This is a genomic window from Gordonia insulae, assembly GCF_003855095.1.
GTDB lineage: Bacteria > Actinomycetota > Actinomycetes > Mycobacteriales > Mycobacteriaceae > Gordonia > Gordonia insulae.
This window is the reverse complement of record NZ_CP033972.1, coordinates 229,574-244,699: the sequence shown is the minus strand read 5'-3', so window position 1 is coordinate 244,699 and position 15,126 is coordinate 229,574. Positions and strand designations below refer to the sequence as shown.

The following is a 15,126-nucleotide window of genomic DNA, read 5'->3' as shown; positions in this document are numbered from 1 at the left end:
CTGTGGATGCACGCGACGCCACCGACCCGGAGCTGATCCGGCATGGCTATCGACGCGCCCGGGCGCTGACCGCCGCACACGGACGCACCTACTACGCCGCGGCCTGCCTGTTGCCGCCCGCACGACGGCGTGGCGTCTTCGCCCTGTACGGATTCGCCCGTGTCGTCGATGATCTCGTCGATCTGCCCCCGGCCGGGTCCACGGGTACGGACGCCGCGGCGGGTATCGATCGGATCGAATCAGCGCTGCACCGCACCGTGACGGTGCACGGCCGCACCGGCGACCCCGGTCACCCCGGTCACCCCGACGACGACATCGGTGCCATCCTGGCCGCGCTCGGTGACACCGTGGCGCGCTTCGACATCCCGACCGCGACATTCGATGCGTTCCTGCGGTCGATGCGGATGGACGTTCCGGGGACCGCGGAGTTCCGGGACCGCTACCGCTCCTGGGCCGAACTCGCGGAGTACACCTACGGATCCGCCTCGGTGATCGGGGTCCAGATGCTCCCGTTGCTCGGTGTCGATGCACCGGGCCCGGCGATCACCGCCGGGGCGGCCCGGCTCGGCGAGGCCTTCCAGCTCACCAACTTCGTGCGCGATGTCGCCGAGGACCTCGACCGCGGCCGCATCTATCTACCCACCGACGAACTCGCGGCATTCGGCGTCGACGAGGACCACCTGCGGTGGTGCCGGGCACACCGCACCACCAGCGGGCCGCTACGGCGGGCACTGGCTCACATCATCGCCGTCAATCGCGATCAATACCGACAGGCGTGGCCGGCGATCACGATGCTGCCCAGCCGGTCTCGCCGATCGATCCACGCGGCGGCGACCACTTATCGCGACATCCTCACCGAGATCGAACGCGTCGACTACCGGGTCATGGACCATCGCGCCGTCGTCGGCACACCTCGTCGGGCGATGCGTGCCGCCCAGGCCGTCGTCCGACACCGGTCGGACTGAACGGATTCCGCCGGCGGGCGGTCAGAACGCCTGCGCCTGGGCCCGACGGATGACCTCGCGCGCGGAATGTGTGTGCAGCGCCTGCGCCGGATACATCTCGAGGTCGTCCTGGACGGTGAACAGCCACTCCATGATCTCGTCGCGCGTGTAGCCACCGTCGAACAACACCTCGACGAGTCCGGTGAAATGCTTGACGATGCCCAGGTCGTCGAAGAAGACCGCGGGTACCGCAGGCGCGCCGCCACGCGACACCGCCAGCAACTGGTGTTCATGGATGAGCGTGCGTACCCGGTTGGAGGACACCCGCAATCGGCGGGAGACCTCATCGATCGTCAGCGTGTCGAGGTCGGGCGGGAGACTGTCTTCGGACAGCGGTAGTGAACCCACACCGCAGAGCGTACCGGCTCGGCGACCGCCACGGCCGCGGTTGGGTCGGGTGGCCTGCTCGCCACGTCCCCGGGTCGATCACCCGCCGGAGCGACCTCGCCCGGTAGATTCGGCGTCGTGAGACCTCCCGCGGACACCCTTCTGGGCTCGACCCTCGAGGGTCGCTACCGGATCGACGCGCCGATCGCGCGCGGCGGGATGTCGGCGGTCTACCTCGGTGTCGACCTCCGGCTGGGGCGCTCGGTGGCGATCAAGGTGATGGACGCCCGCTACAGCGGCGATCCGCAGTTCCTGCGGCGGTTCGAGTTCGAGGCGCGAGCGGTCGCCGGTCTCAAGCATCCGGGCCTGGTCGCGGTGTACGACCAGGGCATCGACGACGGCATCGCGTTCCTGGTGATGGAACTCGTCGAGGGCGGGAGTCTGCGCGAACTGCTGCGGGAACGGGGACCGATGCCGCCGCACGCGGTCACCGCTGTCGCCGATCCGGTGCTCGGCGGACTCGGCACCGCGCATGCCGCGGGACTCGTCCATCGGGACGTGAAGCCGGAGAACGTCTTGATCTCCGAGGTCGGCGAGGTGAAGGTCGCCGACTTCGGGCTCGTCCGCGCCGTGGCGGAGGCGGGGGTGACCTCGGCGAGTGTCATTCTGGGGACCGCCGCCTACCTGTCGCCCGAGCAGGTGGAGGCCGGCGACGCGGACGCCCGCAGCGACGTCTATTCGATGGGCGTGATGCTGTTCGAATTGCTCACCGGCCGAACCCCTTTCCGTGGCGATACGCCGCTGGCACTCGCCTACCAACGACTCAGCTACGACGTCCCGGCACCCGGGGACGTCGTCGACGGCGTCCCCGAGGAGTTCGACGAGATCGTCCTGCGCGCAACCGAACGCGAGCCCGGCGACCGATACGCCGACGGATTCGACATGCGGCGCGCGCTGCTCGCGGCCGCCGACGACCTCGAGCTCCCCCCGTTCACCGTGCCCGCGCCGCGACGATCGGCCGAGCGGGAGACGATGGCACGACTACGCGGAGCGCATCCCGGCGCGGTACCCCCGCCCGCGCCGGTGCCCGACCACACCCGTGTCCAGTCCCGGCCCGGCATGACCCCGGGGACCGGTGCGCCGGTCGCGCCCGTCCCCGCCGGCGCGCCGTCACAGGTCGCACGTCCGGCCACGGCGGCGACCGACCGCCGTCGCGACGACCGGCACGTGAGCACGGTGGAGCCCGACGAGGGCGGCGCGGTACGCGCGTTGCTCTGGATCCTGGCTGTCCTGGTCCTCGCCGCCGCGATCGGCGCGGTCGGCTGGTGGGTGGGACAGACCTACTTGAGCTGAGTCGCTCACCCGTGCGCGCGCTTGCCGGGAGAACGACGGAGCGGCGAAGGACTCAGCCGCGCAGCATCTCCGCGACCAGGAAGGCCAACTCCAGCGACTGCTGGGTGTTCAGCCGCGGATCGCAGGCCGTCTCGTATCGGCCCGCGAGGTCGAGGTCGGAGATGTCCTGGGCGCCACCGAGACATTCGGTGACGTCCTCGCCCGTCAGCTCGATGTGCACACCACCGGGGTGGGTGCCGAGTGCGCGGTGCACCTCGAAGAAGCCCTGGACCTCGTCGACGATCCGATCGAAGTGGCGCGTCTTGTAACCGGTCGACGCCTCGTGGGTGTTGCCGTGCATGGGATCGCACTGCCAGATCACCTTGTGGCCGGTGGCCTCGACCTCGGACACGATCGCCGGCAGCACGTCACGCACCTTGTTGTTGCCCATCCGGGCGACCAGGGTGAGTCGTCCCGGACGGTTGTGCGGATCCAGACGCTCGACGTACTCGACGGCCTGCGCCGGTGTCGTCGTGGGACCGATCTTCACGCCGATCGGATTGTTGATCAGCTCGGCCAACGCGATGTGCGCACCGTCGAGCTGACGGGTGCGTTCACCGATCCACAGGAAGTGCGCCGACAGGTCGTAGAGCACCTTGTCCGGGCCGTCGGGGTCGTCGGCCAGCCGTAGCATCGCCCGCTCGTAGTCGATGACCAGCGCCTCGTGCGAGGCGAAGATGGATGCCGAGTCGAGGTTGGTGTCGACCACCCCGCACGCGTCCATGAACCGCAGGCCCCGATCGATCTCCGAGGCGAGCGCCTCGTAGCGGGCACCAGCGGGTGAGGTGCGCACGAACTCGCGGTTCCACAGGTGTACCCGCCGCAGATCTGCTTCCGAACCGGTCAGCGCGCGAACGAGATTCATCGCCGCGGCGGCGTTGGCGTAGGCGCGCACGAGGCGTGACGGGTCGTGCACGCGGGCGGCCTCGTCGGCGGGGAAACCGTTGACCATGTCGCCGCGGTAGGACTGCAGCCCCAGCGCGTCGGTGTTCGACGAACGCGGCTTCGCGTACTGCCCGGCGATCCGGGCGACCTTGACGACCGGCATGCTGGCGCCGTACGTGAGCACCACGGCCATCTGCAGCAGGGTCCGGATGTTGCCCTTGATGTGCGGTTCGGTGTTGTCGACGAAGGTCTCCGCGCAGTCACCGCCCTGCAACAGGAACGCCCGCCCCTCGGCGACGTCGGCGAGTTGGCGGGCCAGGCTCTGGACCTCGACCGGCATGCAGATCGGCGGGACACTCTCCAGGACCGTGCGCATCTTGCGCGCCTCTTCGGCCGGCCAGCTCGGCTGTTGGAGCGCCGGTCGTGCCAGTGCGTCGTCGAATCGGTTCTGCAGGTCGCCGGGTAGCGGCGGCAGCTCCGGGAGCTCGTCGATCGGAACGTCTACGGTCCAGTTCGTCACCACGGCTACAGGGTAGTGGAGTCCCGCTCCCGGCGATCGCGAGGGTGCCCGGCGATGTACTGCGTTTTCCGCGCGGCGGCGACGTTTTCAGCGCGGCGACGACGCGCGTGCGGCCTCGATCGCCTGCCACTTCCGCCAGTTGTGCCGGGCGTCGGACAACGCGTCGTGGGCGTCCTTGGGCGACGGCGGCAGGGTGGGCCGTCCGGCCGCCTCCCAATGCTGACGCAACTCCCGGGTGAACCGGGGCATGACCCGCGGCAATTCGGTCATCGGACCCCACAGCTGACAGAGGACGACGTGGTCATAGGCGCCGACCCAGGCCCAGAGTTCGACCTCGTCGCCGGTCTCGGTGAGGAACGCGAGGAGGTCGTCGCGTATCCGCCGACGGCTGCGCCAGGACGACGACGAGGGTGACGGTAACTTGGGCAGCACGTTCGTGCGCACCCATTCACCGGCCCGCCCCGGATCGAACTCGGTGGACACCGCGTAGAATTCACGACCGTCCTCGGCGACGACACCGATCGAGACCAACTCGATGGTGGTGCCGTCCTCGATAAACTCCGAGTCGTAGAAGAACCGCATACCCACCAGTATTCACACCCCCGCGAGCGGAGAACCGCCGAGACCATGTCTTACCTCACCGAGGCCGACACCCGGCTGCGACGATGGGCGCCGTCGAGACGGGCCCGTGCCGCCATCGCCGTCGTGTTCGCGGCGTCGGTCACGCTGCAGATCGTCGGCATCCCGTTCACGTCGAGTTTCGGTACCCGCACCCGTATCGACCTGGACGTCTATCGCCTCGGGGCGCAGATCTGGCAGCACGGTCAGAGCCTCTACGCGGACGGCTCGATGCCGTTCACCAGCGACGGGATCTGGCTGCCGTTCACCTATCCCCCGTTCGCCGCGATCGGGTTCGTCCCGCTGGGCGCACTCGGACTCGACGTCGCCGGGCTGCTCATCTCGGTGCTCACCGTGGTGCTGACGATCGTCGTCCTGCACATCCTGTTGGGCGTCCTGGGTGTCGGCACCGGCGCCAATCGCTGGTGGACGGCGCTGCTGATCGGTGCGGGCGCGGTGTGGCTCAACCCGCTCTGGATGACGCTCGGGTTCGGCCAGATCAACATCATCCTGATGACGATGATCGTCGTCGACATCTTCGTGATCGGTCGCGGCCGCGCGACCCCGGCCGCACCGTTCGGCGGGGTGCTGACCGGCATCGCCGCCGCCGTGAAGTTGACGCCGTTCGTCTTCGTGGCGGTCTTCCTGGCCGCCCGGCAGTGGCGGCGGGCGGTGGCCGCCGTAGGCGCCTTCCTCGGCGCCGGCGCACTCGCCTGGGTCTGGCTGCCGGCGGATTCGCTCGACTACTGGACGCACACCTTGTTCCACACGACCCGGATCGGCGACCCCGCCGGTCGGATCAACCAGAACCTCAACGCGATGTGGATTCGTCTCGTGCCGCATTCCGAGTCGGCGCAGCAACTGCTCTGGGTGCTGAGCTCGCTCGTGGTCACCCTGTTGGCCTTCGCGGCCGTGCACGCCTGTCGACCGGTGAGCGCATTCGCGTCGCTGCGCAGTCCGTCGTCGGACGATCCGGCGGCCGGCGTCGCCACGGTGCTGATCACGTGCGTCGTCGCGGTGTGGGGATTGCTGGTCTCCCCGACATCGTGGGCACATCACTGGGTGTGGTCGATCCCGATGATCCTGGCCGCCGCGGTCATCGCGGCGCGCAGCGTCGATCGTCGCGTCCGAACCGCCTACACCGCATTGGCCGTCGCCGGGCTCGTGATCTTCGCCCTCGGCCCGTTCCAATTCCTGTCGCCCGCGGTCCGCCAGTGGTCGGCCGTCGACCATCTGATCGGCAACTCCTACACGCTGTGGGGTCTCGCGGTGCTCCTGGTGGTGTGGCTGCTACCGCCCCCGGTCACCGGTACCGGCACCACCGGCGCCCGACCGGCGATGGCCGGCGCGCAGGCACCCTGACGGCCGTCGGCCGGAGTCCCGGCGGGGACGCCCAGCCGTGGTCAGGCGGCCGAAGCGGGCGTGGCCGCTTCGGAATCCGCCTTGGGCTCCTTGTTCTTCAGCGAGGCCGCGTAGATGTCGACGTACTGCTGACCCGACAGCTGCATCAGCTCGTACATGATCTCGTCGGTGATCGCACGCTCGATGAATCGGTTTCCCTGCATGCCCTCGTAACGGGCGAAGTTGAGCGGTTTGCCGATCTTCACGACGATCCGTGCCGGACGCGGGATCACCGATCCGGGCGGGTTGAGTTTCTCGGTGTTGATCATCGCGACCGGGATGACCGGTACACCGGTGTCGAGCGCGATCCGGGCGAGTCCGGTCTTGCCCTTGTACAGCCGACCGTCCGGCGAGCGGGTCCCCTCGGGGTACATGCCCATCAGCTCACCGGCCTCGAGCTGACGCCGCGCGGAGATCAGGGCGCCCGCCGCGGCCTCCGCCCCCGAACGGTCGATGGGGATCTGACCGACCGCGGAGAAGAACCACCGCTGGAACGCGCCCTTGGGACCGGTGCCGGTGAAGTACTCGGCCTTCGCCAGGAAGTAGATGCGCCGGCGGATCATCAGCGGCAGGTAGAAGCTGTCCATCACGGCGAGGTGATTGCTGGCCAGGATCGCCGGGCCACGTGTGGGGATGTTCTCCAGGCCCTCGACCGTCGGCCGGCCGATGAGGCGGAGCAATGGTCCCAGCAGAACGTATTTGAACGTGTAGTACCACATCGAAGACTCCGTACTCGCCGCCACCACTTGTCTCCGGCCGTCACACCGAAGTCGACCTCGTCACAGACCTTACCCGCAGAAAACGATACGGACCTGTTCAGGTCTCGGTGAGCACATTGCGTTCGATCGCCGCTCTGATTCCTTGCCGCGCAACTTCAGCCGCGCCGACCACGCCGGCGCTCTCGCCGAGCTGCGTGCCGCGGATCCGGGCGAGTTGACGGTGTCCGGCGCCGGTCACGAGGCGCGCGTAGTGCTCGCGGGCCTCGTCGAGGAACAGCCCCGACGCCGCGCCGACGCCCCCGGCCAGCACGATCAGGTCGGGATCGAAGATGTCGGCGATCATGGCCAGCCCCTGACCGAGTGACGCGGCGAACTGGGCGAACGCCGCGAGCGCGACCGCGTCCCCGTCCGCGGCCGCACCGGCCACGCGACGGCCGGTGAGCGAGCCGGGATCGGCCGCGACATCGGCGGCCAGCTGACTGCGGCCCCAGTCGCCGTCGGCCAGCAACTCGAGCACCGTATCCACCAGAGCCGTTCCGCTGCAGTACCTTTCCCAGCAGCCGAGCTTTCCGCAGGAACACACCCGCCCGCCCGGTACCACCGTGAGATGCCCGAGTTCTGGCGCGACGCCGAAGCTGCCGCGGTAGATCTCGCCGTCGAGCAGCAGACCGGCACCGATCCCGGTACCGATCGCCAGGACCAGCGAGTTCTTGCCGCGGGCGGCCGCACCGAACCGCCATTCGGCCACCGCAGCGGCGTTCGCGTCGTGTTCGGCGAACACCGGGATGCCGATGCGGGCGGTCATCTCCTCCGCCACCGCGGCCTCGCGCCACGGCAGATGCGGGGCGAATCGGATGACCCGACGGTCCGGGGTGAGGAATCCGGCGATGGCCAGGCCGACCGCCTTCGCGGCCCATCGCGACGTCAGTTCCCCGACCAGCCGGTCCAGGCAGTGTTCGAGGGCGTTCGCGGTCGGCGGGGTCGCCGCACGCAGCGTGTCCAGCATGGCGCCGTGGTCGTCGACGACCGATGCGCGCACGCTGGTGCCCCCGATGTCGATGCCGATCGTCAAGTCCGGCATCAGTTCTCGCCTTCGGGCTGCCGTCGTCGGGTGGCCGACGACGGGTCGGTGACGTCGATCCGGACCGAGATCGGCTGGTAGTGCGGGGTGCCGTCGGGGGCGGTTGCTGGTCCCGATCGGAGTACGCCGGCCATCGCCTCGAGGACCGCGATCAGTGCCGCGATCAGCCGCGCCAGCAGGTCGCCGATCTCGGTGATCAGGGTGGTGATCTCACCGGAGAGGTCACCGAGGGCGGCGGTGTCGACCGAGAATCCGTTGGCCGCACCGCGCTGGCCGGTACCGCCGAACACGGCGGCGAGTTGATCGATCTGGGTGGCCACGCCGAGCAGGAAGTCCCGCACCGGGTCGCCGGTGGCGCCCCGCTCGTGGCCTGCGACGTTGTCGTCGTCGCCAGGTCCGGTCGTGTCGTCCGAGGTCATCTGGGCAACTCTCCTGTCCGGGTCCGGCAGTAGTGTACGCGGTCCGGTGCCGTCAGCGGCTCTGCGGCCAGAGGCCGGGGTCCGGCACGAAGCCGATGGTGAGATGGACGCCATCCCACGCCGCGTCGACGACGACGCAGCGTCGCAGCACCGACGGCAGGCGCACCGGGTGGCGGAACCCGCCGACGGTGACGAGCAGGTCGTCACCGGACCGGCCCAACTGCAGGCCGTCCGGGTCCGGAAGCCGCTGCCGCCAGGTGAGTTCGTATGCCCTGGACGTGCCGACGCCGCTGTCCGCCGTCTCGGTCAGCTGCGCCGCCCCGGACCCGTACGAGCGACCGTTGGGTGCCGGTAGACCGACACCGAGCTTGCGCAGCCGGGCCGCACGATCGATCGCGTCGTCGAGCAGGTGTATCTCCGTGCACTCGACGTCGGCGCCGTCGGCCTGCACCACCGACCGTAGGCGGGCGACGCGCTCCTCGCATCCGGAGTGCGCTCGGTCGGCGCCGACACCGCGGTTGACCACCACAGAGCGCAATGCCAGGCCCATCACGTCGGCGGTCGCGAGGAAATGCGGCAGCAGTCGCTCGCCGCGATCGTCGACACCGACGACCACGTGTACCGCGACGACGTGTGGATCTGTCACCAACTCGGTGATGTCCACACAGTCGCGGTCGATCGCGTCCACGGCACCGGTCAGCTGCGCCAGCATCGGTCGCTCGGATGCCGCTGCGAGGCGACGATGTCTGGGCCACAACCGATTCAACGTCTGGCTGAGCACCGACGACGCGCGTAGGAACTCGAAGGGGTCGCCGAGTCCGGATACGTCCACGACGATGCGTCGCCACTGCCCGCTGATCGCCTCGTCCCGGATGCGACGCAGCACGAGGAAGTCCTCCACCCCGGGCAGGGTGGCGATCTCCCCTGCCGCGATGTCGGCCACCGCACCGAGGCCGGGCAACGTCACCTTCGACCGGGACAACGTCTCCGACAGCACGGACGTGAACTCCGACCACGTGCGTTCGAGCAACTCGAGACGATCCAGCGACAACAGATGCAGTCGCGACGAGACCATCACCGGTTCGTCCGGCTGGCGGTACACCCCGAGCAGGGCGGCCGTCGGCGCGTGCCTGTCGATGGTGATCAGCAGGGTGTCCCGGTCGTTCGCGGTCACGGGGGATCCGCTGCGGGCGGCATCACGGGTACCGCCGGTGCGGCGGGCGCCGGACCGGCCCAGGGCGGCCGAGGCCGCGGTCACCGAGACCCCGGTACCGCCCGGCCCGATCACCACATGGATGGGCGTGAGATCGATCAGTCTTCGACCCTCTTCTTCAGGTCGTTCAGGGCCGCCTCGGTGATCGCCTTCTCGGCTCGACGTTTCAGCTGGCCGATCATCGGCACCACCAGGTCGACCATCAATTCGTAGGTCACCTTTGTCGACCCCGGAACCTGCTGCGAGAGAACATAACGTCCACGCTGATCACGCTGCAGGTCGCTGCTCACGAGATGCCACGACACCGACCGGCCGTCAGGGTCCCAGTCATAGGCCAGCACATAGGTGTCCTGCAGGACCCCGGCGTCCAGGACGAACCGGACCTCACGCGGACGTCCGTCCGGGCCGGATTCGGTGACCTCGACGTCGCGGGCCGCCGAGACCCACTCCGGATAATTCTCGAAATCGGCGATCACGGCCATGATGTCGGCGGCGTCGGCGTTCATCACGATGGTCCGCTCGGTACGGTCGGCCATCACACCACCGTCCGTTGCGCGTCGTCGGCGCGGTCGTCGGTGACGGCGGGACCGCCGACCGGTCGCCCCGCCTCGAGTCGGTCCTTCACCTCGAACGACATCGACTTGCCCGCCGCGCGCCGGTCGCGGTTGGCGTCGGCGAGTGCACGCGCACCGGCGAGCTGTCGCGTCGGTTCCGCATGCAGGAAGTAGTGGAGCACGAATCCGTCCATCACCGCCTCACACCAGATCTCCATCGTGCCCGTGAGTGGGCCGTCGACCCGCCATCGCACCCCCTGCGCCCCCCGGTCCTCGGTCACGGCCAGATCGAGATCGGGCCACCAGCGTCGCCAGTTGCCCCGATCGCCGATCACCTCGGCCACCAACGACGGTGCGGCGGCCACGAAGGTCTCATCGGCCACCTGAATACTCGTCACGACCACTAGCTTCACATACTCGGCCGACGCCGGGACAGAGACCTCTCAGGATGCGCCCACGGCGGGCGGGGAGCCGGGTCTACGATCTCTGGGAGAACCGAACGGCGAAAGGGTACCTCGATGAGCGAGTTCAGTGTTCCCGCACATTTCTCCATCTCCGAGAACGCGAACTGCACCGACATCATCTTCCGGATCGCCGAACGTGAACCGGACAAGGTGGTGTTCCGCCGGAAGGAGGGCTCGGACTGGGTCCCGGTCCGAGCGGCGGAGGCGGCAGCACAGATCACCGCGATCGCCAAGGGATTCATCGCGGAGGGCATCTCCCCCGGCGATCGCGTCGCACTCCTGTCCCGCACCCGCCTCGAATGGAGCCTGGTCGACTTCGCCATCTGGTCGGCCGGCGCGATCACCGTCCCCATCTACGACTCGTCGTCGGGTCCGCAGGTCGAGTGGATCATGAAGGACTCCGGTGCCACCGCGATCGTCCTCGAGGACGACGGCCACCGGGCGATCGTCGATGCCATCGACGGGCTCGACGAGGTGCGCATCTACCAGATCGACGCACCGGCAGGCGGGGACGGCGCGGTCGGGGTGCTCACCGCTGCCGGCGTCGACGTACACGACGACGAGGTCGCCAAGCGCCGCGCGACCGTCGGCTCGGCCGATCCCGCGACGCTGATCTACACCTCGGGGACCACCGGACGTCCCAAGGGATGCGAGCTGACCCACGCCAACATGCTGTCCGAGGTGTACGGCGTCCTCGAGGGTGAGATGCGGACCCTGCTGGGCCCGGGCAAGCGCATGCTGATGTTCCTGCCCCTCGCGCACGTGCTGGCCCGCGCCATCACCCTGGTCGCGATCGAGGCCGGCGTCGAGGTCGGGCACTACGCCGACACCAGGACCCTGGTCCCCGAGTTCGCCAACTTCCGTCCGTCGCTGATCCTCTCGGTGCCGCGAGTGTTCGAGAAGGTCTACAACACCGCGCGGCAGAAGGCCCACGACGAGGGCAAGGGCAAGATCTTCGATGCCGCCGCGGAGACGGCGATCGAGTACTCCGCGGCCGGTGAACGCGGATCGGTCGGTCTCGTGCTGAAACTCAAGCACGCGGTGTTCGACCGGTTGGTCTACGGCAAGCTGCGCGCAGCGCTCGGCGGGCAGTGCGAATTGGCGATCTCCGGCGGTGCCCCGTTGGGCGCCCGCCTCGGGCACTTCTTCAGCGGCATCGGCATCCCCGTCTACGAGGGCTACGGACTCACCGAGACGACCGCGGCCTTCAGCGTCAACACCCCCGGTGCCGTGAAGGTCGGTACCGTCGGGAAGCCGTTGGCCGGCAACAGCGTACGCATCGCGGATGACGGCGAGGTGATGCTGCGGGGTGGCGTCGTGTTCGACGGGTACTGGCAGAACGCGGAGGCGACGGCCTCCGCTCTCGACGACGGCTGGTTCCACACCGGCGATCTCGGCAGCGTCGACGGTGAGGGGTTCATCACGATCACCGGACGCAAGAAGGAGCTGATCGTCACCGCGGGCGGCAAGAACGTGTCCCCGGCCGGTCTCGAGGACGTGATCCGCGCCAATGCGCTCGTGTCCCAGGCACTCGTGATCGGCGACGCGAAACCGTTCATCGCCGTGCTCATCACCATCGATCCGGAGGCGTTCCCCGCGTGGAAGGAACGCAATGGGAAGCCGGCCGACGCGACCGTCACCGATCTGATGGACGACGACGACCTGCGCGCCGAGGTCCAGTCGGCCGTCGACGAGGCGAACAAGACGGTCTCGCATGCGGAGGCGATCAAGAAGTTCCGCATCCTGCCCGACGACTTCACCGAGGAGACCGGGGAGATGACCCCGACCCTGAAGGTCAAGCGGAACGTGGTGGTGCAGAAGTTCGCGGGTGACATCGAGGCGATCTACACGAAGTGACCGGGCGGCTCGTCATGCGCCCGGTGTCGCGGGCGGCTGCGTCTAGAGCAGCTGCCGCAACCGCGCCGCGATGGATCGCCATTCCCATGTCGCCACCGCGTGTTCGCGGCCCCGGGCACCCATCTCGGCAGCCGCCGCCGGGTCGGCGAGAATCGCGGTGATCGCGAGCGCCACGGCGTCGATGTCGGTGCCGTCGACCACTGTTCCGGTGACACCCTCGACGACGGTCTCCGGCGCCCCGCCCGACTGACCTGCGACCACGGGGACGCCGGTCGCGGAGGCCTCCAGATAGACGATGCCGAGGCCCTCGACGTCCAGCCCGCGGCCGCGGGTGCGTGCCGGCATGGCGAAGACGTCGGCGATGGCATGATGGGCGGGCAGTTCCGCGGAGGGCACCGACCCGGTGAACACCACGTGTTCGGACATGCCGGTGTCCGCGGCGATCCGGTGCAGCGTCTCCGCGTACGGACCGCCGCCGACGATGACGAGGACCACGTCGCCGATCTCCCGGCGGATCAACGGCAACGCCCGGATCAGCACGTCCTGCCCCTTACGCGGGACCAGTCGCGACAGACACAGCACCGTCGGCCGGTCGCCGAGTCCGAGTCGTTCCCGAATCCGTTGCCGGGCCTGCGGATCCGGCGCGAATCGGGCCGTGTCCACGCCCGGCGGCAGATACTCCAGGGCCGCCTCGGCGCCGAACGCCGCGGCGAAACGACCCCGCGTGTACCGGCTGACGAAGGTGACCACGTCGACGTGGCGACCGATGTAGGTCAGCACCTGACGGGCCAGCGGCACCATCGACCAGCCGACCTCGTGCCCGTGCGTGCTCGCGATCACCCGCCGGGCGCCGGCCCGGCGCATCGCAGGTGCGAGTACCGCGAGCGGGGCTGCGGCGCCGAACCACACGGCCGAGATGTCGTGGGCCCGAATGATCTTCGCGGCACGGCGGGCGACCAACGGGGTCGGCAGCATCAACGTCGTCGGATGCCGGACCACGGTGTACGGCACCCGGGCGTCGAACTCCTCGTGGCCCTTCCAGCGCGGGGCGTAGACCACCACGTCCTCCGGCGGCAGCAGGTCGACGAGGTTCTGCAGATACGACTGAATGCCTCCCGGCCGCGGTGGGAAGTCGTTGGTGATCAACAGAGTTCGTTCCATCAGCGCACCTGGTCGGTCAGCCAGCGCCGCCAGCCGGCGACCAGCTCGGCCCGGGGCACACCCAGGGCGTCCTTGATCGCGGCATCCTGCCGTCGGGGATCGTCGGTCCCCGCCACCCCGGTGTAGAGCTTCTTGAGATCGTCCTCACCGTAGCGGTCCGCGACGTACGCCGCGACCGACCATGCGGATTGATAGGCAACCATCGATCGGTCGGCGTCCACGGCGAAGTCGCCGTCGGCCGGCAGTCCGGTCGGCAGCTCGCCGGCGCGGATCTGCATGGCCAGATCTGGTGCGGCGTCCTCGAATCGGGTGTATGTGCCCTTGCGGCCCACGTACTCCGGGACACCCTCGGTGATCCAGAGCGGCGCGCCGGGCGCGGTGACGACCCGCGCCGCGACATGGGTCAGTTCGTGACGCAGCACCACCCCGAGCGCCGGCTCCGGGAGCTCACCGGCGCTGGGAGTGAGGATCACCCGCTGCCCGATCGCGGTCCGGTCGTCGGTGTCGACGCGGCTGTAGACCGTGGCGGCGGCCGCACCGGTGATGTCGGTCGCCGAGCTCTGTGCGAGACCCCGGAATTCGGCCGGCGTGTCCGTGGCGACCACCACCGCACGACGCGGCCAGTCGGCACCCCAGAACTCGGTCACCGCCGCGATCGAGCCGGGCAGGAGCCGTCGTGCGCGCGCCACCACCGCGGCGGTGTCCGGGTACGACGCGATCACCGATGTACCGCCGGCCGTGGACACGTCGTCGGCGGCGAGACCGGGCAGGTCCCACAGCTGGGTGGGCGCCGGTGTGCCGCCGACCACCGTCGCGTCGCCGACGACCTTCCACGCGTCGCCGTAACGCGCCATCACCAGTTGCCCCGGGACGACGACGTCGGGCTCGTCGATCCCCGGGGTCGCCGCACCGCCGAGCGCATAGTGGAGTTCGACCGGGGCGACCCAGGTGTCCGAACTCCCCTGCGCATCGAGGCGCGCCTGCAGCTGCGTCGGCACCGGTGTCTCGGCCTCCTCGGTGGGCGTGAGTCGATAGCCGAAATCGTCGAGCTCGAGCGCGGTCCCGCGCGGCGGAATCCGTTCGGACGAGGTGGGCGGCGTGCTCGGCGCGGCACCCGACGTCGAGCCGTCGGGCCGGGCCGTCGACGACGGTGACCGCGCTGGTCGTTCATCGGGCATCTCATGCGGGGAGAGATTGGCCATCGACGTCTGCAGGCGTTGCCGGAACTGTGGCGATGCAGCGGCGTCGACAAGTTCGTTCATCCGTGCCCGGTCACCGCCGCGCAGAGCCTTGCCCAGATCGTCGAGGGTGGCCTGCACGCCCGCCGCGCGCTGCTGCTCGTAGACGTTGACCGATGTCGTCGTGGGGGTGCTGCTGCTCGGGTCTGCCGACGTCGACTCCTGCGGACCTCCGCATCCGGCGAGCACCGCGGCGACGACCAGTCCGGAACACACCGCGGCCGACCGGCACATGCGATCCGGACGGATCACCCCGTCGCACCCTTCACGCGG

General features: G+C 69.3%; 15 protein-coding genes. 4 read left to right on the top strand and 11 right to left on the bottom strand.

The features are described 5' to 3' along the window. Positions 1-2 precede the first annotated feature (2 nt). A complete protein-coding gene (locus tag D7316_RS01240) occupies positions 3-965 on the top strand; it encodes a phytoene/squalene synthase family protein (RefSeq protein WP_232016715.1) in 963 nt (320 codons plus the stop codon). Between the two features lie 21 nt (positions 966-986). On the opposite strand, the gene D7316_RS01235 is transcribed toward D7316_RS01240, so the two are convergent. Further along, on the bottom strand, positions 987-1,352 hold the full coding sequence (locus D7316_RS01235; protein WP_124706687.1) for an Rv2175c family DNA-binding protein: 366 nt from the start codon (positions 1,350-1,352) through the stop codon (positions 987-989). A 117-nt stretch (positions 1,353-1,469) separates the two neighbouring features. On the opposite strand from D7316_RS01235, the gene D7316_RS01230 reads away from it, so the two are divergent. Continuing rightward, a complete protein-coding gene (locus D7316_RS01230; RefSeq protein ID WP_124706686.1) occupies positions 1,470-2,684 on the top strand; it encodes a protein kinase domain-containing protein in 1,215 nt (404 codons plus the stop codon). Between the two features lie 52 nt (positions 2,685-2,736). On the opposite strand, the gene D7316_RS01225 is transcribed toward D7316_RS01230, so the two are convergent. Continuing rightward, the gene (locus tag D7316_RS01225; protein ID WP_124706685.1) at positions 2,737-4,128 is read right to left on the bottom strand and encodes a class II 3-deoxy-7-phosphoheptulonate synthase; all 1,392 of its coding nucleotides are present in this window, start codon (positions 4,126-4,128) and stop codon (positions 2,737-2,739) included. A gap of 87 nt (positions 4,129-4,215) precedes the next feature. Beyond that, positions 4,216-4,710 (bottom strand): polyadenylate-specific 3'-exoribonuclease AS, encoded by a 495-nt coding sequence (locus tag D7316_RS01220; RefSeq protein ID WP_124706684.1) that lies wholly within the window; start codon positions 4,708-4,710, stop codon positions 4,216-4,218. 45 nt (positions 4,711-4,755) lie between these two features. On the opposite strand from D7316_RS01220, the gene D7316_RS01215 reads away from it, so the two are divergent. Then, positions 4,756-6,108 carry a glycosyltransferase 87 family protein gene (locus D7316_RS01215; protein WP_124706683.1) on the top strand — a complete coding sequence of 451 codons (1,353 nt, stop codon included), beginning with the start codon at positions 4,756-4,758 and terminating at the stop codon, positions 6,106-6,108. Positions 6,109-6,149: 41 nt separating this feature from the next. Here the strand turns inward: D7316_RS01215 and D7316_RS01210 are convergent, their stop codons facing one another. The 6 genes from D7316_RS01210 to D7316_RS01185 all read right to left on the bottom strand — a co-directional run bounded on the left by D7316_RS01210 (position 6,150) and on the right by D7316_RS01185 (position 10,546). Then, on the bottom strand, positions 6,150-6,866 hold the full coding sequence (locus D7316_RS01210) for a lysophospholipid acyltransferase family protein (RefSeq protein ID WP_124706682.1): 717 nt from the start codon (positions 6,864-6,866) through the stop codon (positions 6,150-6,152). A gap of 97 nt (positions 6,867-6,963) precedes the next feature. Continuing rightward, positions 6,964-7,947 carry an ROK family protein gene (locus D7316_RS01205; RefSeq protein WP_124706681.1) on the bottom strand — a complete coding sequence of 328 codons (984 nt, stop codon included), beginning with the start codon at positions 7,945-7,947 and terminating at the stop codon, positions 6,964-6,966. Next, entirely contained in the window at positions 7,947-8,366 is a 420-nt protein-coding gene (locus D7316_RS01200; protein WP_124706680.1) for a hypothetical protein, read from the bottom strand. The genes D7316_RS01205 and D7316_RS01200 overlap by 1 nt, the downstream gene beginning before the upstream one ends. 52 nt (positions 8,367-8,418) lie before the next feature. Further along, positions 8,419-9,657, bottom strand: coding sequence for an ArsA family ATPase (locus D7316_RS01195; RefSeq protein WP_124706679.1), 1,239 nt, complete (start codon positions 9,655-9,657; stop codon positions 8,419-8,421). Between the two features lie 20 nt (positions 9,658-9,677). Then, complete coding sequence (locus D7316_RS01190; RefSeq protein ID WP_124706678.1) at positions 9,678-10,115, bottom strand: SRPBCC family protein; 438 nt, start codon at positions 10,113-10,115, stop codon at positions 9,678-9,680. Beyond that, entirely contained in the window at positions 10,115-10,546 is a 432-nt protein-coding gene (locus D7316_RS01185) for a hypothetical protein (protein ID WP_124706677.1), read from the bottom strand. Before D7316_RS01185 ends, D7316_RS01190 begins: the two co-directional genes overlap by 1 nt. Positions 10,547-10,651: 105 nt before the next feature. Between D7316_RS01185 and D7316_RS01180 the strand changes: the two genes are divergently transcribed. Next, on the top strand, positions 10,652-12,454 hold the full coding sequence (locus tag D7316_RS01180) for an AMP-dependent synthetase/ligase (RefSeq protein WP_124706676.1): 1,803 nt from the start codon (positions 10,652-10,654) through the stop codon (positions 12,452-12,454). A 42-nt stretch (positions 12,455-12,496) separates the two neighbouring features. Here the strand turns inward: D7316_RS01180 and D7316_RS01175 are convergent, their stop codons facing one another. Together D7316_RS01175 and D7316_RS01170 are read right to left on the bottom strand one after the other, a co-directional pair. Next, entirely contained in the window at positions 12,497-13,615 is a 1,119-nt protein-coding gene (locus D7316_RS01175; protein ID WP_124706675.1) for a glycosyltransferase family 4 protein, read from the bottom strand. Then, a complete protein-coding gene (locus D7316_RS01170; protein WP_331852554.1) occupies positions 13,615-15,105 on the bottom strand; it encodes a hypothetical protein in 1,491 nt (496 codons plus the stop codon). Before D7316_RS01170 ends, D7316_RS01175 begins: the two co-directional genes overlap by 1 nt. Positions 15,106-15,126 lie beyond the last annotated feature (21 nt).